The sequence below is a fragment of the Cryptosporangium sp. NPDC048952 genome (assembly GCF_043197895.1).
Taxonomy (GTDB): domain Bacteria; phylum Actinomycetota; class Actinomycetes; order Mycobacteriales; family Cryptosporangiaceae; genus Cryptosporangium.
Genome location: NZ_JBICTY010000008.1, coordinates 317,654 through 337,011 on the forward strand (window position 1 = coordinate 317,654; position 19,358 = coordinate 337,011).

General features: G+C 65.3%; 25 protein-coding genes and 1 pseudogene. 13 read left to right on the forward strand and 13 right to left on the reverse strand.

Annotated features, from left to right (window positions below; genetic code table 11):
- Nucleotides 1-61: 61 nt before the first annotated feature.
- Nucleotides 62-514, forward strand: a complete 453-nt coding sequence (locus ACGFY5_RS38440; RefSeq protein WP_392728650.1) for a MarR family winged helix-turn-helix transcriptional regulator — start codon at nt 62-64, stop codon at nt 512-514.
- Nucleotides 515-732: 218 nt separating this feature from the next.
- Nucleotides 733-1,722: an LD-carboxypeptidase gene (locus ACGFY5_RS38445; protein WP_392728652.1), complete on the forward strand. Its 990-nt coding sequence runs from the start codon at nt 733-735 to the stop codon at nt 1,720-1,722.
- 29 nt (nt 1,723-1,751) lie between these two features.
- On the opposite strand, the gene ACGFY5_RS38450 is transcribed toward ACGFY5_RS38445, so the two are convergent.
- From ACGFY5_RS38450 to ACGFY5_RS38460, 3 genes are all read right to left on the reverse strand, one after another.
- Complete coding sequence (locus ACGFY5_RS38450; protein WP_392728655.1) at nt 1,752-2,213, reverse strand: cupin domain-containing protein; 462 nt, start codon at nt 2,211-2,213, stop codon at nt 1,752-1,754.
- 66 nt (nt 2,214-2,279) lie between these two features.
- Complete coding sequence (locus ACGFY5_RS38455) at nt 2,280-2,891, reverse strand: class I SAM-dependent methyltransferase (RefSeq protein ID WP_392728658.1); 612 nt, start codon at nt 2,889-2,891, stop codon at nt 2,280-2,282.
- A gap of 127 nt (nt 2,892-3,018) precedes the next feature.
- A complete protein-coding gene (locus tag ACGFY5_RS38460) occupies nt 3,019-3,180 on the reverse strand; it encodes a hypothetical protein (protein WP_392728660.1) in 162 nt (53 codons plus the stop codon).
- Between the two features lie 185 nt (nt 3,181-3,365).
- On the opposite strand from ACGFY5_RS38460, the gene ACGFY5_RS38465 reads away from it, so the two are divergent.
- Nucleotides 3,366-3,494 carry a hypothetical protein gene (locus ACGFY5_RS38465; RefSeq protein ID WP_392728661.1) on the forward strand — a complete coding sequence of 43 codons (129 nt, stop codon included), beginning with the start codon at nt 3,366-3,368 and terminating at the stop codon, nt 3,492-3,494.
- 108 nt (nt 3,495-3,602) lie between these two features.
- Here the strand turns inward: ACGFY5_RS38465 and ACGFY5_RS38470 are convergent, their stop codons facing one another.
- Nucleotides 3,603-4,133: a hypothetical protein gene (locus ACGFY5_RS38470; protein WP_392728663.1), complete on the reverse strand. Its 531-nt coding sequence runs from the start codon at nt 4,131-4,133 to the stop codon at nt 3,603-3,605.
- A gap of 236 nt (nt 4,134-4,369) precedes the next feature.
- On the opposite strand from ACGFY5_RS38470, the gene ACGFY5_RS38475 reads away from it, so the two are divergent.
- Both ACGFY5_RS38475 and ACGFY5_RS38480 read left to right on the forward strand, forming a co-directional pair.
- Nucleotides 4,370-4,828 carry an NUDIX domain-containing protein gene (locus ACGFY5_RS38475; RefSeq protein ID WP_392728665.1) on the forward strand — a complete coding sequence of 153 codons (459 nt, stop codon included), beginning with the start codon at nt 4,370-4,372 and terminating at the stop codon, nt 4,826-4,828.
- Nucleotides 4,829-4,931: 103 nt separating this feature from the next.
- On the forward strand, nt 4,932-5,057 hold the full coding sequence (locus ACGFY5_RS38480; protein WP_392728668.1) for a hypothetical protein: 126 nt from the start codon (nt 4,932-4,934) through the stop codon (nt 5,055-5,057).
- Nucleotides 5,058-5,105: 48 nt separating this feature from the next.
- On the opposite strand, the pseudogene ACGFY5_RS38485 reads toward ACGFY5_RS38480, so the two are convergent.
- Nucleotides 5,106-5,198 (reverse strand): annotated as a pseudogene (locus ACGFY5_RS38485) (SAM-dependent methyltransferase); the annotation flags it as partial.
- A 348-nt stretch (nt 5,199-5,546) separates the two neighbouring features.
- Between ACGFY5_RS38485 and ACGFY5_RS38490 the strand changes: the two are divergent.
- Nucleotides 5,547-6,143, forward strand: a complete 597-nt coding sequence (locus tag ACGFY5_RS38490) for a hypothetical protein (RefSeq protein ID WP_392728670.1) — start codon at nt 5,547-5,549, stop codon at nt 6,141-6,143.
- A 103-nt stretch (nt 6,144-6,246) separates the two neighbouring features.
- A complete protein-coding gene (locus ACGFY5_RS38495) occupies nt 6,247-6,375 on the forward strand; it encodes a hypothetical protein (RefSeq protein ID WP_392728661.1) in 129 nt (42 codons plus the stop codon).
- Nucleotides 6,376-6,444: 69 nt separating this feature from the next.
- Here the strand turns inward: ACGFY5_RS38495 and ACGFY5_RS38500 are convergent, their stop codons facing one another.
- Nucleotides 6,445-8,076: a DUF222 domain-containing protein gene (locus ACGFY5_RS38500; protein ID WP_392728672.1), complete on the reverse strand. Its 1,632-nt coding sequence runs from the start codon at nt 8,074-8,076 to the stop codon at nt 6,445-6,447.
- A gap of 203 nt (nt 8,077-8,279) precedes the next feature.
- On the opposite strand from ACGFY5_RS38500, the gene ACGFY5_RS38505 reads away from it, so the two are divergent.
- Nucleotides 8,280-8,402, forward strand: coding sequence for a hypothetical protein (locus ACGFY5_RS38505; RefSeq protein WP_392728675.1), 123 nt, complete (start codon nt 8,280-8,282; stop codon nt 8,400-8,402).
- A gap of 54 nt (nt 8,403-8,456) precedes the next feature.
- On the opposite strand, the gene ACGFY5_RS38510 is transcribed toward ACGFY5_RS38505, so the two are convergent.
- On the reverse strand, nt 8,457-9,308 hold the full coding sequence (locus tag ACGFY5_RS38510) for a LysR family transcriptional regulator (protein ID WP_392728676.1): 852 nt from the start codon (nt 9,306-9,308) through the stop codon (nt 8,457-8,459).
- An 81-nt stretch (nt 9,309-9,389) separates the two neighbouring features.
- Here ACGFY5_RS38510 and ACGFY5_RS38515 point away from each other — a divergent pair, with 81 nt between their 5' ends.
- Nucleotides 9,390-10,355: a 4,5-dihydroxyphthalate decarboxylase gene (locus ACGFY5_RS38515; protein WP_392728679.1), complete on the forward strand. Its 966-nt coding sequence runs from the start codon at nt 9,390-9,392 to the stop codon at nt 10,353-10,355.
- On the opposite strand, the gene ACGFY5_RS38520 is transcribed toward ACGFY5_RS38515, so the two are convergent.
- Nucleotides 10,352-11,434, reverse strand: coding sequence for a hypothetical protein (locus ACGFY5_RS38520; RefSeq protein ID WP_392728681.1), 1,083 nt, complete (start codon nt 11,432-11,434; stop codon nt 10,352-10,354). The two genes, ACGFY5_RS38515 and ACGFY5_RS38520, sit on opposite strands and share 4 nt — an antisense overlap.
- Nucleotides 11,435-11,436: 2 nt before the next feature.
- Entirely contained in the window at nt 11,437-11,943 is a 507-nt protein-coding gene (locus ACGFY5_RS38525; protein WP_392728682.1) for a SigE family RNA polymerase sigma factor, read from the reverse strand.
- Between the two features lie 177 nt (nt 11,944-12,120).
- Here ACGFY5_RS38525 and ACGFY5_RS38530 point away from each other — a divergent pair, with 177 nt between their 5' ends.
- Entirely contained in the window at nt 12,121-12,249 is a 129-nt protein-coding gene (locus ACGFY5_RS38530; protein WP_392728685.1) for a hypothetical protein, read from the forward strand.
- Here ACGFY5_RS38530 and ACGFY5_RS38535 read toward each other — a convergent pair.
- From ACGFY5_RS38535 to ACGFY5_RS38545, 3 genes are all read right to left on the reverse strand, one after another.
- Nucleotides 12,231-12,644 carry an SDR family NAD(P)-dependent oxidoreductase gene (locus tag ACGFY5_RS38535; RefSeq protein ID WP_392728686.1) on the reverse strand — a complete coding sequence of 138 codons (414 nt, stop codon included), beginning with the start codon at nt 12,642-12,644 and terminating at the stop codon, nt 12,231-12,233. The two genes, ACGFY5_RS38530 and ACGFY5_RS38535, sit on opposite strands and share 19 nt — an antisense overlap.
- Before the next feature lie 73 nt (nt 12,645-12,717).
- Nucleotides 12,718-14,397: a sugar transferase gene (locus ACGFY5_RS38540; protein WP_392728687.1), complete on the reverse strand. Its 1,680-nt coding sequence runs from the start codon at nt 14,395-14,397 to the stop codon at nt 12,718-12,720.
- Nucleotides 14,398-14,607: 210 nt separating this feature from the next.
- Nucleotides 14,608-15,426 (reverse strand): glycosyltransferase family 2 protein, encoded by an 819-nt coding sequence (locus tag ACGFY5_RS38545; RefSeq protein WP_392728688.1) that lies wholly within the window; start codon nt 15,424-15,426, stop codon nt 14,608-14,610.
- A gap of 428 nt (nt 15,427-15,854) precedes the next feature.
- Between ACGFY5_RS38545 and ACGFY5_RS38550 the strand changes: the two genes are divergently transcribed.
- On the forward strand, nt 15,855-17,270 hold the full coding sequence (locus ACGFY5_RS38550) for a polysaccharide biosynthesis tyrosine autokinase (RefSeq protein WP_392728690.1): 1,416 nt from the start codon (nt 15,855-15,857) through the stop codon (nt 17,268-17,270).
- 6 nt (nt 17,271-17,276) lie between these two features.
- Nucleotides 17,277-18,038: an SGNH/GDSL hydrolase family protein gene (locus tag ACGFY5_RS38555; RefSeq protein ID WP_392728691.1), complete on the forward strand. Its 762-nt coding sequence runs from the start codon at nt 17,277-17,279 to the stop codon at nt 18,036-18,038.
- On the opposite strand, the gene ACGFY5_RS38560 is transcribed toward ACGFY5_RS38555, so the two are convergent.
- Nucleotides 18,035-18,757: a class I SAM-dependent methyltransferase gene (locus ACGFY5_RS38560; protein WP_392728694.1), complete on the reverse strand. Its 723-nt coding sequence runs from the start codon at nt 18,755-18,757 to the stop codon at nt 18,035-18,037. The genes ACGFY5_RS38555 and ACGFY5_RS38560 overlap by 4 nt on opposite strands.
- 14 nt (nt 18,758-18,771) lie before the next feature.
- Between ACGFY5_RS38560 and ACGFY5_RS38565 the strand changes: the two genes are divergently transcribed.
- Nucleotides 18,772-19,347, forward strand: coding sequence for a DinB family protein (locus tag ACGFY5_RS38565; protein ID WP_392728697.1), 576 nt, complete (start codon nt 18,772-18,774; stop codon nt 19,345-19,347).
- Nucleotides 19,348-19,358: the final 11 nt, after the last annotated feature.

A 19,358-nucleotide genomic window follows, 5' to 3' on the forward strand; every position in this document is an offset into this window, starting at 1 on the left:
ATACTTCGCGTCGCGAATAAACTATTTCGCGCCGCGAACTTTCGCAAGCTAGGATTTCGGTATGCAGGAGCAAGGAGCCGGGGCCGCGCTGGTCGGTCTCGCGGTGCTGATCCAGCGTCGGTACGCCGAGATCTGCGCCGAGCACGACCTGACGCCCGCACAAGCCCACCTGTTGTGCATGCTCATGGACCAGCCCCGCGGCCTGACCGAGCTCTCCCGGCTACTCGGGCTGGCGCGCCCCGGCCTCAGCGGCCTGGTCGACCGCACGGAACGCCGAGGTCTGGTCCGCCGCGACAACCCGGCGCATGACCGCCGCGCGGTCACGCTCAGCACGACGCCCCAGGGTAAGAAGACGGTCGACGCGCTGTATGCCGACGTCTCGACCCGCCTCCCCGACCTGCTCGATCACCTCTCGCCGGCCGAACGACGCAACTTCGAAACCATCGCCGCCGACATAGCAGCCGCCGCCGGCCTCCCGGAGGCTTTCGGCGGCAGCTGCCCCCGCCGCTGTTAGTTCAGCACTCAGTTGGCGGGAACTTCCACGACGCCTCCGCCAGCCGCTTGTCGTACGTGACGAACGAGGTGAGCTGCCCGCGATTGCGACGTCGCAGACCGGTCGCCAGGTGTATGGCGTCAAGGCTCCGCACCGTCGGCGGGCTGACGGTTGCCGAGAGGCAACCGCCCCGCATAAATCCGTAGCTGGGTTGCCCGCGGCGTGGGGATGCTGCCTCGGTGATCCCCGATCATCTACTGCGACCTCACGCGCTCACGCCCGGAGATCTCGTCGTCATCGCATCCCTGTCCGGGCCGCTGGACACGAAATACGTGCCCGACCTCGAACGGGCGGTGGCCGTGCTCGAACGGATGGGGTTCCGGGTGCGTCTCGCACCGCTACTCCAGCCAGAGCGACGTCGCTGGTGGAGCGCGGCGGGGCCGACGGAGATCGCTGAGGAACTCAACGCCCTGCTGCGTGATCCCGAGGTCCGCGCGATCGTCGCGCACGACGGCGGCCAGACCGTGTTCGGTTACCTCGACCTGATCGACGTCGAGGCGATCACCGCGGACCCCAAACCGATCCTGGGCTACAGCGACATCTCGCTGTTGCATCTGGTCCCCTACGCCCGCACGGGCTTGGTCGGGTTCCACGCCGACCTGGCCACGCCCGGTCTCGGCGGGGCGTGGCAGGCTGCGCCCGCAGCAGGCAGAAGAGAACTGGAAAAGCTCTACACCACGCTGCTGACCAGCGTCGAGCCGATCGGTGCGCTGCCAGCCAGCCCGTCCTGGGAGTCATGGCGTCCCGGTCGGACCGAGGGTCCGCTGATCGGCGGGGTCATCAACCGCCTGGCGCTGGTCCAGGCGACGCGCTACGCACTGCCGCTCGAACAGTTCGACGGCGCAGTGCTGTTCTGGGAAGAAATGGGTGGTCTGGCCTCGTACGTGTGGACCTATCTGCAGGTGCTTCGGCACGCCGGCATCCTCGACCGGATCGTCGGCATGATCGTCGGCATCCCGCACGAGATCGCCGGACTCGAAGGGCCCGACGCGTCGCCCACGCTGGCTGAGATCGTCCTCGACGTGCTCGGCGACCGTGACATCCCGGTCCTGGGAAACGTCGAGTTCGGCCACGCCGGTCCGAATCTGCCGATGCCGGTCGGAATCCGCGTGGCCCTCGATGCGCAGGAGCGAAGCTTGTCGCTGCTCGAGCCGGCCGTAGCCCGCTAATGGTGGCCGAACCGGCCGAGCAACGCGAATCAGCGCGGCGGCCCCACGATCACACTGCCGTACCGCTCCGCCGCCGCGGGATCCGGCTTGATCGAGAACCCTTCCGGTCGCGGCGTCGACTTGTCCCGCCCGGCCTCCCGGAACATCCCTTCGATGCCGGCCGGCGTGTTGATCATCAACAGGTCAGCCTTCTTCGACGTGATGCGATACGCGTGCGGCACGTTCTTCGGAAGGAACACGATCCCGCCCTCGGCGAGTTCGTACTCCTCGTCGCCGTACCAGACGAGCGCCGCGCCCTTGAGCAGCAGGAACACCTCGTCTTCCCGGGTGTGCATGTGGAACGGCGGCGCCTCACCCTCGGAGACGTCGAAGCGACCGATCATCAGTTGGCCGTCGCTGGCCTTGCCGTCGAGCAGCATGCCGAGCGTGCCGCCGTTGAGCCATTCGAGTTGCTGCTGTTGGTCGGGCTGGGCGAGATAGAGCTGACTCATGCCACGATCATCGGCACAACACCGATCTCGTGCCTGGGCCAAATCGGCCCAGGCAGCAGCACAACGTCAGACCGCTCGTGCCGCGATAGCGGCGTACTTGCGATCCGGGCGTTCCGGGAACTGGTGCTGCAGGCGCTCCACCTCGACGAACCCCGCCCCCGCCAGGCGCTCAGCAAAGACGTCGACGGGCCAGCGGTACGCGGTTACGACCGCATGGTCGAAACTCGCCACCTCGTCGTCGCTGTCGAAGAAGCCGATGACGAGCGCACCGGAGGGTTGCACCAGCCGACGGAACTCAACGAGCACTCGGTCGAGCTCCGCAGGCGGCAGGTGGATGGTCGAGTACCAGGAGAGAATGCCCGCCACGGAATGCTCCGGCACATCGACCTCGGTCATGGTGCCGAGCCGGAACTCCGGGCCGGGATGCGTCGCCCGGGCGTGCGCGATGAACTCGGGAACCATGTCGACACCTGTCACCTGAGCCCCTAGGGAGTGCAGGTAGGCGGTCCAGTGACCGGGCCCGCACCCGAGGTCCAGCACCGGCCCGGACAGCCCGGTCAGGTACCGCTGGACAAGATCGGTGTCCTCCTTCCGATCCTGCCAACCACCACCGTCGAACATCCCGATGTACCGCTCCGAGGCGGTCGAATAAGCGTCACGTACCGGCTGCGAATCCACTCCCGCAGGCTAGGACCGAGCACCGACAGAAAGGCCGTGCTGCGCGATCGCCTGCGCCGCACCTCGTCGCGGGTCTCCCACGACGTGGCGACCGTCTCCGCCACTCCGTTCTTCGCCACGACGGCCTTCAGGCGGTCGGATCCGACCGCGTGAAGCTCACGAGCGAGGTACCGAACTCGATGCTGTCCGACACCGACCTCAGGCCCGCGACCAGATCATGGGCGACCAACAGCACCGCGCGCCTCCACCAGCGCGGCCACGACCGCGGCGAGATCGACCTGGACAGCATTCCCACCACCTGCTCACCGTGCCGTTCGACCTACCGCTGGTCGGGAGCAGCGGTTGAGACACGGTTGCAGTGTTGGCAGACGAACATTCCGGCCGTTCGTGCGCTGAACGAGCGATCCGTCGATCCACGCGAAGCTATTGGCACACGGGGAACACACCCCAACCAAAACTTGGAGGATCGGCGACATGAGCGGCTGCTACGACTACTCGTACGACAACTGCAACGACTACTCGTACGACGAGTGCAAGCCCCGCCGTCGCCGGCACCACAAGAAGCGCTACAACGACTGCTGGGACTACAACCCCTGCAGCTGAACAGCCGAATAACGCAGGTCAGGGCCCGGAGCGCACGCGAATGCGCTCCGGGCCCTGTCGCGTCCGCTAAGCGCCACAGGCGGCGCTACGGGCGATCAACCATCTCCGCTAGCGACAGCCAGGCAACGCCGACCCGTAACCGGGTGACGCAGCACGCGTCTGCTTCACGGCACCGAACGTGAACGAGCTGCCGTTCCACGTAGCCGTCTGCTCGACGACGATGCTGGGCCGATCGGCAGGATCCCCATCGGCGAGCGCGCGACCGACCACAGTGACGACCCGCCCGTCCGGATGAACGCACCCGCCCCGCTGAAGATGCACCGGCAAATGACCAGTCACCGTGCCGAGGAGGTGTGCACTGCCCGGGTCCCAGTCGTCCATCACCAGAACGTTGTCGGCGCCGTCCGCACCGCCACAGTGGAGCGTCACCAAGTACTCGAACGTCCCATCGCCGGTGACGTCGCCAGGCAACGGATGCCCCGGTACCAGCGCGTCCTTACACCCCGGCACCAACTCGGCGCCCCGCTTCGCCCACAGGGGCTCCGCCTGGACATGGGGAACACCGCCATTCCGACGCTCGTCCTTGGCCTTCCCAACCAGCCAGAACCCCACAATGGTGAGCAACACCAGAAGAAACACGCCGGCGACGCTGCCGCCATGCCCACGTTCACGAATCAACAGTCAGTTCCCCCTCGACCACACACAGTGCCATCCGGATACACCTAAGCAGTAGGGGTCTTTTGGGGGGCTACATAACGCAGGCCGACCGCACAGCGCCCTATTTCAGGTACCGGCGCCACAACTTAGCCCTGACCCTCGGCCCGGCTTGCAGGGCCCTACGAGCGTCACGGGGGCCCGGACTAGCGTGCCGTTGCGTGGCTTTCGACTACTCGACCCTGCCCACCAAACGCTCCGCATCCGGCGTCCTCTTCACCCGCGACGACGACACGGTCCTACTGGTCGAGCCGGTGTACAAACCGGACTGGGAGGTCCCGGGCGGCACCGTCGAACTCAACGAATCCCCTCGCGCCGCCGCGATCCGCGAGGTGGGAGAGGAACTAGGCCTGACCATTACTCCCGGCCGCCTACTGATCGTCGACTGGGTGCCGCCGCGCGACACCCGCACCGAGGGCGTCATGTTCCTCTTCACCGGCGGCGAACTGAACACCGCTGCGATCCATCTCCCGCCGGAGGAGCTCCGCAGCTGGGCCTGGTGCTCGCCCGAGGAGGCCGAGGCCCGCGCCTCGCCGCTGCTGGCGCGCCGCATCCGCGCCGCCCTCACCGCCCATGCGACGGGCGGCAGCCTCTACTGCGAAGACGGCGTCCCTGTGTAGCGAAGCGAACGTTCCTGCTGTTTCGCCGCGGAACGAACCCGACGTCGATCCAGGCGAAGCTATTGGCACAGCAGGGAACACAAACTTCAGGAGGCTGGACGACATGAGCGGCTGCTACGACTACTCGTACGACTGCAACGACTACTCGTACGACGAGTGCAAGCCGCGGCGTCGCCGGCACCACAAGAAGCGCTACAACGACTGCTGGGACTACAACCCCTGCAGCTGAGAGTTGTTCGAAGCCCGGAGCGCGGTGCGCGCTCCGGGCTTCAGCGCGTCAACGGCGCTTCAACGCGAAGACGCCCCATCCCAGATAGCGCCGCTGATATCGCACGTAGTTGAGCGGAGCGTCGTCGAGCTCGGCGCGCAAGAAATCGGTGCGACTTCACGCGTGGAGTCGCCTAGCGTGGCGGACATGACGAGCACGAACCCCTGGCGACTCAGCTAACCCGCCGGCCATTCGAGGCAACGCCCGCGGCCGGCGACGTGGGGCGGTGATCAGCCGCGCCCTCCGCTGACGAAGGGTTCTGTTCGTGTTCGTTCTTGACGTCCGTTGGCGCCAGCAGACGGCTGCGTTAGCGGCCCAGCGTGCTCGCGAATTGGCGGTGTGGTCAGCGCCGTTGCCCAGTCGGCGCCCCAGCCGTGCCAGGGCGGATCGTCGCCGTGTCGTGAGTCGGTTGCGGCGACGTCGCTTCGGCTCGGGGCGGCGGCGAGCGTAATGCTCCTACTTGTCACCGGATCGAGCGGCGTCGGCAAGTCCACGGCGCGCCGAGCGATCCAGGATGCGTTAGCTCCGTCGGTGGAGTCCGCCGAGCTGACCGCGTTCTCGCCGCTTCCGCCGCACCCGACCGTTCGTTGGCGTCAGCAAGCGGCTGAGCTCGCTGCTCAGCGAGCACGGGTGCTGGCGTCGTCGGGGCGGCATCTGCTGTTGGCGGGAGACCCGGTTGCGCCGGGGGAGATGGTCGCGGTGCCGTCGGCGCGTGAGATCGACATCGCGATCCTTCTGCTCGACGCGTCCGAGGACGTGCAGGTTGCGCGCCTTCGGGGGCGTGGGGGCGTGCCGCCCGAGCAGCTCGTTCGGCATATCGGGTTCGCTGCGTGGATGCGTGAGCACGCCGTCGATCCGATGTCTCTACGGGAGGTGATCACCGAGGGCGGCTGGGAGGAGATGAAGTGGTCTCGCCGGCTCTCGGATCCGTGGAAGATCCCGGTCCTGGATACGTCCAGGCTCTCACCGGCCGAGGTGGCTGCCGAGGTATTGCGGTGGGCGCTGGACGCCCTGGCCGGTCGCGCCCTGGTCTTCCGGGCCGGCTGAGTGTTCGGAACCGAACGTTCACGGCGTCATCGCGGCGATCGAGGGCCCACCGGTTCCACGCGAAAGTAGTGGCACACCGAACTTCACCAGGAGGCTGGACGACATGAGCGGCTGCTACGACTACTCGTACGACAACTGCAACGACTACTCGTACGACGAGTGCAAGCCCCGCCGTCGCCGCCACCACAAGAAGCGCTACAACGACTGCTGGGACTACAACCCCTGCAGCTGACACTTAGGCAGCACGAGGACCCGGAGCGCATACCGCGTTCCGGGTCCCTCTGTATCTGACGGGGCCTGATCAGGGCGGCCCGCCGGACCGCCGCTCCGTAGACACATGGCGGTCGTAATCAAGAACGGTGCCGTCGGGGCGGTACACGATGAGAGTGCAGCCATCGAACTCCAGGCCCCAGCCATCTTCATGAACCCGGCGATGGTGGTGGCCGCACAAAAGCACCATATTGTCCACATCGGTCGGGCCACCGTCCGCCCAGTGGATAACGTGGTGAGCCTGCGTCCAGGCCGCCGGCCGATCACAACCAGGGAACCGGCACCCACCGTCCCGGGCCACCATGATCCGGTGCTGAGACGCCCGCACCAGCCGTACCTGGCGACCGGCGCTGAGGGGAACATCGCCCGGGGCGAAGACCACCCGATGGATGCCCGCGTCACAGGACATGCGCCGAAGCGCATCGAGCGGCAGATGCCCACCCCAATCGGTGACTCCACCCGCGCCAGGCACCGGCAACCGCGAGCGGTGATATCCATTGCCGTAAGCACTGTTTAGCCGCTCGCTCAACGTCTGAGGTCCGGTGTGCACGGGCGTGAAGTGCGGCAGTGGCGCGTCGGGGATGGCGCCGAAATCTTCGGGCGGCACGAAGCCGACGACCGGGGTCGGCTGGGGCGCCGATTCGGCGCTGGTCCGCGCCGCACCGCTACTGCGCGGCGCGTTCTCATAGTCGGCGTCGTCGGCCCAAACCGCGAGCATCAAGTCCCAGTCGAGACTGGCATCGGCCGCCCAGCCCTGCGGGTCGTCGACCCAGTCCGGCATGATCAGTGGCACGTTGTCGTCCAGGTAGGCGTACAGCGCGGCCAGGCTGTCGTCGCCGTCGAAGCGCCGCGCCTTCGGACGGGCCTTGCCGCCGGGCACAGGTGTTTGCAAATCGGACGCATGCACGATCGCACCGATATGCGGCCGCTCACCGGCCACCATGGGGAGGTCCATGTGGCTCAGCCCGAAGTCCAGGACTTCGTCGAGGGTGTCGTGGCGGCGTTCGGCCGGGACGCGATCGTCTTCGGCGTCGGGAATGCCGTTGAGGGCGTTGTGGATGGTCAGGAACTTCGCCGTGGTTTCGGCGGTGAGGTCGCCTTGGATGACGCCCTTGCCTTCGAAGGTCGCCGAAACGAACAGGTTGCGTTCGGTCTTGTCCCGCGGCTTGGGCTTCTCGTCCTGCTCTGAGCACAGCAGTTCCTGCAGGCGGAGTGCGACCTGCCGGGTGTCGGCGGGGCTCATCCCTACCGCGTGGCTGAGCAACGCGTCCAAAGCCGCACTGGCGTGCTGGGAGCCGACCTTCTTCGCCAGGCGGCAGGCGATCTTGACCTGCGCCATCGACCATGTCCCCGCCTGCATCGCCTCCCCATAAGCCGGGTGATCCGCGCCGAGCTTCGCGGCCTGCATGATGTCCGCCGCAAACGCGTGCGATTCGTGGCAGCTACCTTTGATCCACGCCACCGTCGACGTCGCCCCGTCGTGGTCCGCGGCGCCGCGCTGATTGATCGCCCCCGCGGCTTCTACGGTCAACGCACCGACCTTCCGCGCTATCCGATGCAGGGCCGTGAACCGGTCGAGCAGCGCCGCGTCGGAGTAGCTGGTGAGGCCCTCACCCAGCGCTTCCTCGACGGCGGCGGCGAGCCGATCGATCACGGTTTCCATGCCTACGACCCTATTTCGACGAACACCCGTTCGGTATCGGCCGAACGGCATAGGGCCTTACGCCGGGGTGCGCGTCGACTGACCACAGTGTTCGCAACCGAACGTTTCTGCCGTCATCACGCCGAACGAGCGCGGCCCTGTGAAGCGCGAAGCTATTGCCACAAGGGGAATACACCCCAACCAAAACTTGGAGGATCGGCGACATGAGCGGCTGCTACGACTACGACCAGGGCAACGACTGGGACTACAACGAGTGCAAGCCGCGGCGCCGTCGCCACCACAAGAAGCGCTACAACGACTGCTGGGACTACAACCCCTGCAACTGACCTCAAAGCACACAGGCCCGGAACGCGAGCGCACGCGTTCCGGGCCTCGCTGTGTCACCCGCGCACCGAGCCTGCGGCAATCCGAACGAACGACCGGACCAGCGGCGTCACCCGATCCCCCCGCCACGCCAACACAACCCGAGACGCCGGCCGATCCCTCACCGCGATCGTGACCAGCCCGTCCGGCAACGGCTGATCGAGCGGCGCGAACGCCGTCGTCCCGTTCCACAGCACCGACTGCAGGCACTCCTGGATCGTCCGCAGAGCGGGCCCACCGGCCTCCGACGGCCCGGTCCAGTAAGCCGTCCACAGCGGGTCGGTGCCGTCCGGCAACCGCACCCACGAGCGCCCCGCCAGATCCGACTCGGACACCGAAGGCCGACCCACGAGCGAGTCATCCGCCCGCACGACCACCCCGAGCGGCTCGGACCCGAGACCGTACGTGCGCAGCCCGGCGTCATCGAACGGCGTCCGAGTGAAGGCCACGTCCACCAGTCCCGCCCGTAGTCCCGCTGTCGGGTCACTGAGATCCGCCTCGTGGACGGTGACCGCTACCCGCGGATGCTGCTGCCGGAACGCCGCCACCAACTGGCCGCTCACTCCTTCGGCAGCGTCGGCGAGCGTGCCGATCGCCAGCGTCGCCTCCCCAGCTGCGTCACGCACGGCCACCCGCACCCGATCGACGTGCTCCGCCAACGCCCGGCCCTCGCGATACAGCGCCTCACCGGCCGCGGTCGGCGACACCCCACGGGGCGTGCGATCGAGCAACGTCGCACCGAGATCGTCCTCGAGCTGCCGGATCGCCCGGCTCAACGGCGGCTGCGTCATGTGCAGCCGAGCCGCCGCGCGTCCGAGGTGCCGCTCCTCGACCACAGCCAGGAAGTACCGCAGCAACCGCAAGTCCACCAGGGCCCCATACCCAAAATGAATCGAAGCCCACCGATAGGACTTGGACGCACACCCCCGCCCGGGCGAAGGCTCGAAGGCATGAAGCTCTCCGTCACCACCTACGACACGACGCGCGCCCTGTTCGACGGCTCGGTTCCGATTGACGGCGTCGACGTCACCACCGCCCCCACACTGCCGGACATCTACCGCAGCCTCATCGGCGGCGAAGTCGACCTAGCCGAATTCGGCCTCACCTTCTACCTCCGCAGCCTCGACCAGGGCGCCCCCTTCACCGCGCTCCCGATCTTCCCGAACCGCGTCTTCCGGCACTCCTGCGTCTTCGTGCACGCCGACAGCGGCATCACCCACCCCAGCGACCTGGTCGGCAAGACGATCGGCGAGTTCGGCGTCTACGGCCAGGACTCGGGAGTCTGGGCCAAGGGCATCCTGATGGACGAATACGGCTTTCAGCCGGAATTGAACCGCTGGGTCATCGGCGGTCTCGAGCACCCTGCACCGCCGTTCGAATTCACGTCTCATCCGCATCCGGACGACGTCGAGCTGACCGCCGTACCGGAAGGCAAAACGCTCAGCGGCATGCTGGAATCAGGCGAGATCGACGCCCTGTTCACGGCGAACGTGCCGCAGCCAGTCCTCGACGGCTCACCGGCCATCCGGCGGCTGTTCCCGAACTACGAATCCGTCGAGCGCGATTACTACCGACGCACGGGCATCTTCCCCATGATGCACGCCATCGCCGCGCCGAAAGACGTGGATGCCGGCTTGGCGCGAGCCGTCTACGACGCCTTCCTCGAGGCAAAGGACATCGCCGCCGACCAGTACCGGCAGAGCCGGCGGCTCTTCCAGGTGCACCACATGCTGCCCTGGACCAACGCCCTCTTCGAGGCCAACGAGCAGCTGTTGCCGCACGACTGGTGGCCGTACGGCGTGGCTGCGAACCACAAGGCGCTGGACGCTTTCCTGCGCTACCACTTCGAGCAGGGCTTGTCGGCCCGCCGCTGGACCGTCGAGGAAGTCTTCGCGCCGGAACTACTCGGTACCTAGTTCACCGGATGCGCAGACCAAGTGTCCGGCTTCAGCGCGTCGCCAACCCTCTCGAAGCTTTCCGCTAGATCGAACACCAACTGCTTGAGCTGTTCCGGCGACGTCGCCTTCTCCTCCGCCATAGACCGCGCCTGGAACTCGACGATCGCGTCGTCATAAGGCTTGAACCGCACGGTCATCACGCGATCGGCAGCGAACACATCGGCGGGCTTGCCCGCTACCGTCTCCCGGCCCGTGAACGAAACCCGAGCCGGCCACATAGGAACGATCTGCAGCCCGAACGAGGTGCCGGGCACCGTCCTCCCCTGGATCTCCATCGTGGGCCCGTTATCGACGCAGTAATTGAGCTCAGCGCCGTACGAGAATTTGTCCGGCGCGGCCCCGGATCGATTCTCGGTGACGCGGGTTCCACACACCGACACACCGCGCGGCGTAGTCACCTGGAACGGCATCCGCACCGCCGCGATCCGATCGGCCCGAACGCTCCGCGCGATCTTCACGGCCACGTCCTTCTGATCGTCGCCGAGTGAGACGTCGACTGCGGCTTGGGCATTTTTTCCCCAGTCCCATATCAGTCGGCCGCCGGTGCCGACGTCTGTCCGCGAGCTCGGGTACCAACGAGAGGGAGCCCCGTTGATGTCCGGGCCGTCGACCCAATTGCCTTTCGTCGACTGCAACCGCGCCGGAATCGACTTCCCCGCCGGAGCCAAATAGACCTGGATCTCGTACTTCGCCCCGGTCGCCGAAACGCTGAGCAGCTCCAGATCGTGGCTGGCCTCACGTGTCGTCGTCGTACCACGCTGAGGCAGCCAGCCGACCTCCAACCGTTGCTCCAGCGGATCGAATTCGCTGGGCACCACCTGCAACCCGGCCACCGGCGTCGGCCGCTCCTTCGTTCCAACAGCAACAGCCACGGCGACGACAATCAAGGCGACGAGTGCAGCCGCGCTGGCCATCGCCCGGCGCTGCTGCCTCCTGCGAACGGCGTAGCGGTACAGAAGATCAGCGTCGAGGTTGGTGTAGGCGGGAGTCTTGCCGGCGATGTCGGTAAGAACGTCCCGAACCGTAGCGTCGTCCATGGTCAGCTCCTCGCCTGGTTCGAGGCGTCATCGGGAAGGGCGCGTCGGAGCGCAGCCAGGCCTCGCGCGGTGTGACTCTTCACGGTCCCGACCGGGCAGCCGAGCGCGGTCGCAGCCTGTTCCACCGAAAGATCGGCATAGAACCGGAGGACAAGGGTCGCGCGTTGTTTGGGCGGCAGGGTCGCCAGGGCGTCGCTCAACACCATCCGAGTCGACGGATCGGACTCCGGCTGTGGACGCTCTGGGACGTCATCAAAAAGCTGAACACGCTGAGCCCAGCCGGTGCGCCTGTCGCTGAGGAACATCCGCACCAGGATCTTGCGGGCATAGGCGTCCAGGTCCTCGACCCGCCGCGCCCGTCCCCACCGCGTGAACAGCTTCAACAGCGTGTTCTGCACGAGGTCGTCGCCGCGGTGCGCGTCCTGGGTCAGAACGAACGCGAGCCGGCGCAGCTTCGGCACAGCGGATCGGACGTACTCGAGGTACTCCGCGTCTCGCTGATCAGGCACGGTGTTTCCTCCGCCCGGTGGTCGATTCCACCCCTACAAGGGGACCGGGCTTCCGTTCGGTTGCAGTGTTCGCAAGCGAACGTCGGGGCCGTTGTCTCGCCGATCGAGCGCCGCCCTGTTCCGCGGGAACCTATTGGCACCGCAGGAACACGAACTCGCACTTGGAGGATGGACGACATGAGCCACCGCTACGACAACTCGTACGACAACTGCAACGACTACTCGTACGACGAGTGCAAGCCGCGGCGCCGTCGCCACCACAAGAAGCGCTACAACGACTGCTGGGACTACAACCCCTGCAGCTGAATCTTCGGCAGCACGAGGCCCGGGGCGCAGCCTGCGCCCCGGGCTTCCGCACGTCCTGGCCCGCCACAGCCGCTGCGATACTTCCGCCGATGACTACCAGCACCCCACCCGGCTCCCGCACCACGCTGGCAAACGATGTTCAGACGGCCGAACATCTCGGCAGTCTGGTCGACGGCAGCCGTCACCTCGTCGACGTTCCGCCCGTCAGCCTTGATCGCGATCGCCCGCCGCCCGGCGTCCCTGATGCCACACGCCACCGCGTCGGCCTGGTCCCGCCCCTGCACGTAGGTCATCCCAACATCAGCACCGCACTCCGAAAGCCGACGGGCGATAGCCGCCCCGATTCCCCGCAATCCACCCGTCACCAACGCCGCCTTGCTAGTCAACTTGTTCATGCCGACCAGAGTGGCCGGACAGCGCGATGTCTGGCGAGCTTCGAACGTCGAGTTCCCAGAACTTCCCTACCTATCAGTAGGCCCCGGAGGAGCGCACCACAGCGGCGATTGTTCGGAACAGAATTACCAGGTCGAAGCTCAGTGACCAGTTTTCCACATATCGAAGGTCCAGCCGTACCGAGTCTTCCCATGAGAGGTTCGAACGTCCACTGACTTGCCACAACCCGGTCAGCCCCGGGATAACGGCGAGTCGTCGACGCACGTCGTTTGCGTACTGGGCGACCTCTTTCGGCAGCGGTGGGCGCGGCCCGACCAGGCTCATGTCTCCTTTGATGACGTTGAGCAGCTGGGGCAGCTCATCAATCGACAGCCGTCGAAGGTACTTGCCGATCTTCGTGATGCGCGGGTCGTCCTTGATCTTGAACAACACACCGCTGTGCTCGTTCTTGTGTTGCAGTTCCGAGAGCCGTTGCTCCGAGTCGACATACATCGAGCGGAACTTGTACAGCCGAAATTCCTTGCCGCCCTTACCCACCCGGGTCTGCACGAACGTGGCTGGTCCCCGACTAGTCAGCCGCACGGCCGCGCCCACAAGTATCAACAGCGGCGACAGCACCGCGAGTAGGACCCCAGCCAACACGATGTCGAAAGCACGTTTGACAACTCGGCGTGCTCCGGAAAGAGCTGCTGGCTCGACGTGGAGCAAGGGAAGTCCATCAACTGGCCGAATGCTCGTACGAGGGCCGGTGACGTCCATCAACGCGTTCGCGAGGACCAGGTCCACGCCGGTGCCCTCCAAGTCCCATGACAGTGCACGCACAGCGGACGGATCCATGTCCTGGCAGGGAAGCACGATCAGCGTATCGGCCGCAGATTCGCGAATCGCTTTCACCGCGTCGTCGAAACTTCCGTACACCGGCACCGCGAACTGCGGGCTCACTGCATTCGCCTGAGTGCGCGGTAGACAGGCTCCGACCACTCGCATGCCGTGGTAGGTCTCGCGTTCCAATTGTCGTGCGAACCCCACGATCTGCTGTTCATAACCGAGGACAATTGCACGGTGCATGCAGGAGCCCCGCCGCCGCTGCCTATTGAGGGAGACGCGTAGTAGGTACCGAGCCAGCAGATCCATAGCTAGCAACAGCGGCATCGAGAGAATGACGTAACCGCGGGCGAATTCTGCGTTTGCGCTGTAGGCGAGTACCGCGATGCCGGCAGTGAGCCCGAATGCCGCATTGACGACCCGGCGCGACTCATCTCCGCCGACAAAGAGGTAGCGCGCCTCATAGGCGCGGTTTGCCGCGAGTAACATCACCCAACCGAACGGCAACGCGGCGGCCGCCGTTAGATAGGTCCAGTTGGCTCCAGGTACTTGACCGAATCGCAGCAGGTAGGCAGCCAAACCCGCGGCGAAGCCCACCTGAAGATCGATGAAAAGCAAGCGCCAGACGTATTGCCGCTCCCAACCCGCGCTCCCGCCGCGCTTACCTTCCTCGGCCTCCATCCGGAGCTGGCTCAGCTCTATCGTCCGGTCGGCTGTTCCCACCGAGCGATCGCCGGCCTGGGCCGGAAGGTCAGCAACGGCCTCCGAGATATCGGCTGCTGACGCGCCTTGAATGATCATGCGACGACCACCGGACAGTGGCCCCGAGCAAACCTCGATATCCGCCCCCGCAGCAAAACCGACATTCGAACTACCCCCCACATCTGCGAAGCGCGCTGTCCCCAGGCCGATCCCCACCGAGGGGTTCATTCACCGAGCGCAGGCGTCGCGTCGCACTTTCTGGCAGTGGACGCGACGAACCCTAAAACGCACTCCTCGATAATGGGGTTTCTCGCGGTCGTACTTTCAGTCATAGATGTCACGACTCCTAGCCTTCGAGTGCAGGCCTTGGAGCCGTAACGGTCTCGCACCCTGCAAGTGCGAGCGCCCGTCAGTATTGTGCGCGGCGTTAGAAAGTTCTCACCTGTGCGCATGACGTGCTGCGGTCAATTCGCGCGCCTTGAGGTCGATCTGCCAGAAATAGAACGAGTGCGCGACTGCGTAATGCAGTCCGGCGAAACCATCCAGGAAGCCTAGTCGCAGTAGATACGAGTAAATAAAGAACACAAGTGGCTTCGCGGGAATCCGTGCAAAGATTTGCCCGCCTCGGCTACGGTGTTGATTCGGATCTCCGCCCGCTGGAGTTGTGCTCCGCGCTTTCAGGTGCGCCTCCCAATCGCTGTACCGGTTGTGGCGAGCGAAATAGTCATACAAGGGGTCTCGATCGTCATGTGTGAACTTGGCACTCAACTTGCCGACCGGGCCGTCAACTTGGGGCTGGTAGTGACCCTCTACTTCCCACATCGTGGAGATGCCGAGGTCGTCCACACGAGGCCAGGTAGTCAGATGTCGGTTCACGAGCACACGTTTGGTCACTCTGTGGCCGTAGCGCAGCTCGCGGCGCAGGAAGTGATACCGCAGGTCGACATCGAACGCTGCGAATGGCACCCTCGCCGGCGCGGCGAACCTGCGCTTGAGTTCGGCTACCAGGTCACCTTCTACTGCCTCGTCTGCATCGAGGTAGAGCACCCAGTCGTACTCGAACGGCAGGTTCAGTAAAGACCATTCCTTCTTTTTCGGATATCGTCCGTTCCAGCGGTAGTCGAGGACGACTGCTCCTGCGTCGTGCGCGATCTCTACCGTTCGGTCTGTGCTTCCACTGTCTACTACAAATACCTGTCCGAAATCACGGACGCTATTCAATGTTCGCGAGATGACGCGCTCCTCGTTCTTGGTCATGATGATGACCGAAATCGGCAGCATTCCATTCGTTCGCATGTGAACCATCCATCGTCTGATGCCATTCATCACTGCCCTGGCTCGCCAGGGCGCACGGAGTCGGACAATACATGGAGTTCTGTGTAGGTAGATTCTGCTGGCCGCAGGCGACTCGGACTTCCGGGCGAAGAGTTCGACCCAAGATCGCGGTCCGGGCACCCGATCGGCGCTGAGTGCCAGACGGAAAAGGTGCATTCCCGCGCCATAACGCCGTACACTAAAGTGAATTGAGTGACGACGATCCTTGATATGCTGCGCGGTTCGTAATATGACCACTATTTGGGGCCAATGGAGTGGTTTGACACGCGCGCCCGATCGATGGTTACTGTTGCTCGACCCAGGGCCGGCATGAAGTCTGGTATTGCTCGACTCTCTAACGTGGAGTAGCTGTGACCTTAGTCGGATACTTGCGGGCTGTTCGCGCACGGTGGGTCGCCCTCTTGATATGCGCGGCGATCTCAATGGCATGTGCTGCTGGCTACTCGCGTCTACAAGAGCCCATCTATGCGGCCAATGTCCAACTGTTTATATCGACCGGCTCGGGCGACAGCGACCTGACGGCGTTGGCGCAAGCGGGTACGTTCACCCAACAGCGAGTGAAGTCGTACTCGGATATCGTCAGTAGTCCGGCTGTGCTCGAGCCCGTCATCAAGACGCTCAAGCTTCCGTACAGCACGGCGCAACTTAGCGAAAACGTCACTACCGTGCCCCCCGCCGACACCGTTCTGCTCGACATTACGGTCCAAGACCCGTCGCCGCGTCGAGCGGCCGATATCGCGAACCTGATCGCCAAGCAGTTTCCGCGAGTCGTGGACAACATCGAAACTCAACCTGGCCAGCGGGTGTCGCCGGTGAAGGTCTCGGTCACGAGGTACGCGTCAGCGCCCACCGCTCCTATCTCACCCAATATTACGCTGAACCTGGCCGTTGGTCTGGCTCTGGGCTTGGCCATCGGGTTCGCCTATGCAGTGATGGCTCAAGTACTCGACCGCACGATTCGGTCTGCGGCCGCCGCAGGGGAGATCGCTAGCGCTCCGGTGCTTGCCGCGATTCCGCGATGCGCCGTGCTGGACTCCAGCTCGGTAGCGGCCTATAACCAGGGTGCCGGGTTGCCGGAGGAGTTCAGACACCTGCGCACCAACATTCGATTCCTGTCGATCGACGGTCGTGTGGACAGCTTCGTCGTCACCGGCTCACTTCCCGGCGAAGGTAAGACCACCGTCGCTTCTCGGCTCGCGCTCACTCTGGCCGAGGCGGGAACCGATGTCGTCCTGATCGACGGTGATCTGAGAAAACCGCGAATCGCTGAAGCGTTCGCCATCCCGGCCGGGATCGGACTGACCAACGTACTGCTCGGCGATGTACCGGTCGGAAACGCACTCCAGCGATGGCGTGACGACCTGGGGCTCTACGTGCTCACGGCCGGACCTATTCCGCCCAACCCCAGTGAACTTCTGGGATCCACTCGCCTGACCGAAGTCGTCGCAACGCTCAATCGCGCTGGTATGACCGTGGTGTTCGACTCGCCACCGCTGCTGCCCGTCACCGATGCCACGCTCATCGCGAAGGCCACTCGCGGCGCGTTGGTGGTAGCGCATGTCGGTAAAACAAAAGAAGAGCAACTTAAGGCGTCCGTGGATGCGCTTCGAACGGTTGGTGCTGAAGTGCTCGGCATCGTTGCGAACTCGGTTCGGCAGAGTGCGGCGACCTACCAGGAGTACTCGGCCTATGCAGCTCAACATTCGCGCGTGGGTGTGGGTCGCAGCAATTCGCCGAAGGTCGAGTCCTCGGCTGTGTGGAGCTAAGTCGTCATGAGATTCTTGGACGTACGGCATTACGTCGCGATGTTGCTTGCGCTCGTTTCTGTGGTTGTGGTCGCCGTCGTATTGTTCGATGGTCACTCGGCGCCTCCGCCCTATTCCACGCCGGACACCGCACGGGAACCGTTGTCGGCGGAACCTAGGGCGCGGCCGACAGTGTTGTTCATCGGAGACAGCTACACAGCAGGGCATATCGGAGTAAAGGGTAGTCAGACTTTCGCTCGACTGGCCGCCGATCAAATGGGCTGGATATGCAACATAGATGCGGAAGGGGGTACGGGCTACCTTGCCGACGGACGCGAGAACTCCACCGACTTCGCTCCCTACATCAAACGTTTGGCTCGCACGCGGAGTCAGTATCTGGCCGATTACATCGTCGTGTCGGGCGGTCGAAACGACCTAGAGGTAGCGGGTTTCGAGAGCAACTTCGCGACCGCTGCGTCGAGGTACCTGCGAGCTCTGCATGAGGCCTTTCCTGACGCGAAGATGTTCCTACTGGCGCCTTTCTGGCAGAACGACAATCCGCCCGAGGCGTTGCGTCAGGAGCGTGCTGTAATCGAAGCTATCGCCGCTAATGTTGGTGCAACTTTCATCAACACGTCGACGTGGCTCAATCCGAAAATGATCAGCGGCGACGGTATCCACCCGTCTCTCGGCGGCCACCGCGAACTGGCTGATGAGATGGTGTCGGCGCTTCGGTCCAGAGGCCTCGAACCGTTCGAGAGTGGCCCGCTGGCTGCTGCGCACTCCTAAGGCCGCTGCGCCAGGAACACCCACTCGAGGCCGGGACGGTCGGGGGCGTCGCGGACCTCGAGTAGTTCGTAGCCGTGCGTGTTCAGGGACGACTCGACCTCGCGGCGGGTGCGGAAGCGCAGCGTGGAGTGGGAGGTCAGGACCGCGGCGTCCGGGAACACCCAGGTCACCCGGAACGTGAGCAGCGGACCTGCGAGGTCGACCACCTCGGTCCACGTGCGCACCGGGCCGACGCCCTCGACGTCGACGGTGCGGTCGGTCAGCTCGGACGTCCAGAGCTCCCACGCGCGCTGCGCCGGGTCCCGGGTCTCGAACACCAGGTACCCGCCGGGCCGCAGTACCCGGCGCACGCCCGTCAGGGTGCGGTTCCACTTGTTCGGGTCGACGATGGCCTGCGCGACGTTGCCGGTCATTGTCGCCAGGTCGAAACCGCTGTCGTGGACGTCCTGCAGATCGCCGCGGATCCAGTGGACGAGCTCGCCGGCGGGCCGGTCCCGGGCGAACCGGATCGAGCCGGCCGCCGGATCCAGGCCGGTGACGCGCTTGCCGGTGGCGGCCAGCCGGGCCGCGAAGACGCCGGTGCCGCAGCCCACGTCGAGGATCCGCGCCGCGCCCAGCTCCTCGACGAGCAGCTCGTAGGCGTCCAGATCGTGCCGTTCGCCTTCGAAGGCGTCGTAGACGCCGACCAACCGCGGGTGGTCGAACATCGGCTCCGGCATGCGCTCCATAGTGCATGCTCGTCGACGTGAAAGCAGACCTCCTCGCCTACTTGAACGAAGGCCGCGACGCGCTGCTGTTCAAGCTGGACGGCGCGTCCGAGTACGACGTCCGCCGACCGCTGGTACCCACCGGCACCAACCTGCTGGGCCTGGTCAAGCACATGGCGGGTGTGGAATCCGGGTACTTCGGAGCGACGTTCGGCCGCCCCTTCGAGCACCTGCCCTGGATCGACGCCGACGACGCCGCGGAGAACGCCGACATGTGGGCGACGGCCGAGGAGTCGCGGGACGCGATCGTCGGTCTCTACCGGCGCGTTCAAGCACACGCCAATGCCACTATCGACGCTCTGGAGCTGAACGCCGTCGGTGAGGTGCCGTGGTGGGGGCCGGACCGGCGGACGGTGACGCTGCACCGGGTGCTGGTGCACGTGACCGCGGAGGTGCACCGGCACGCCGGCCACGCGGACATCCTGCGCGAGCTCGTCGACGGGGCCGTGGGGCGGCGGGCGCCCGGGGACAACCTGCCGGCGGACTACGAGTGGGGCGAGTACCACGACCGGCTCGAAAGCGTGGCGCAGCAGTTCCGGTGAGGGTGTCACAC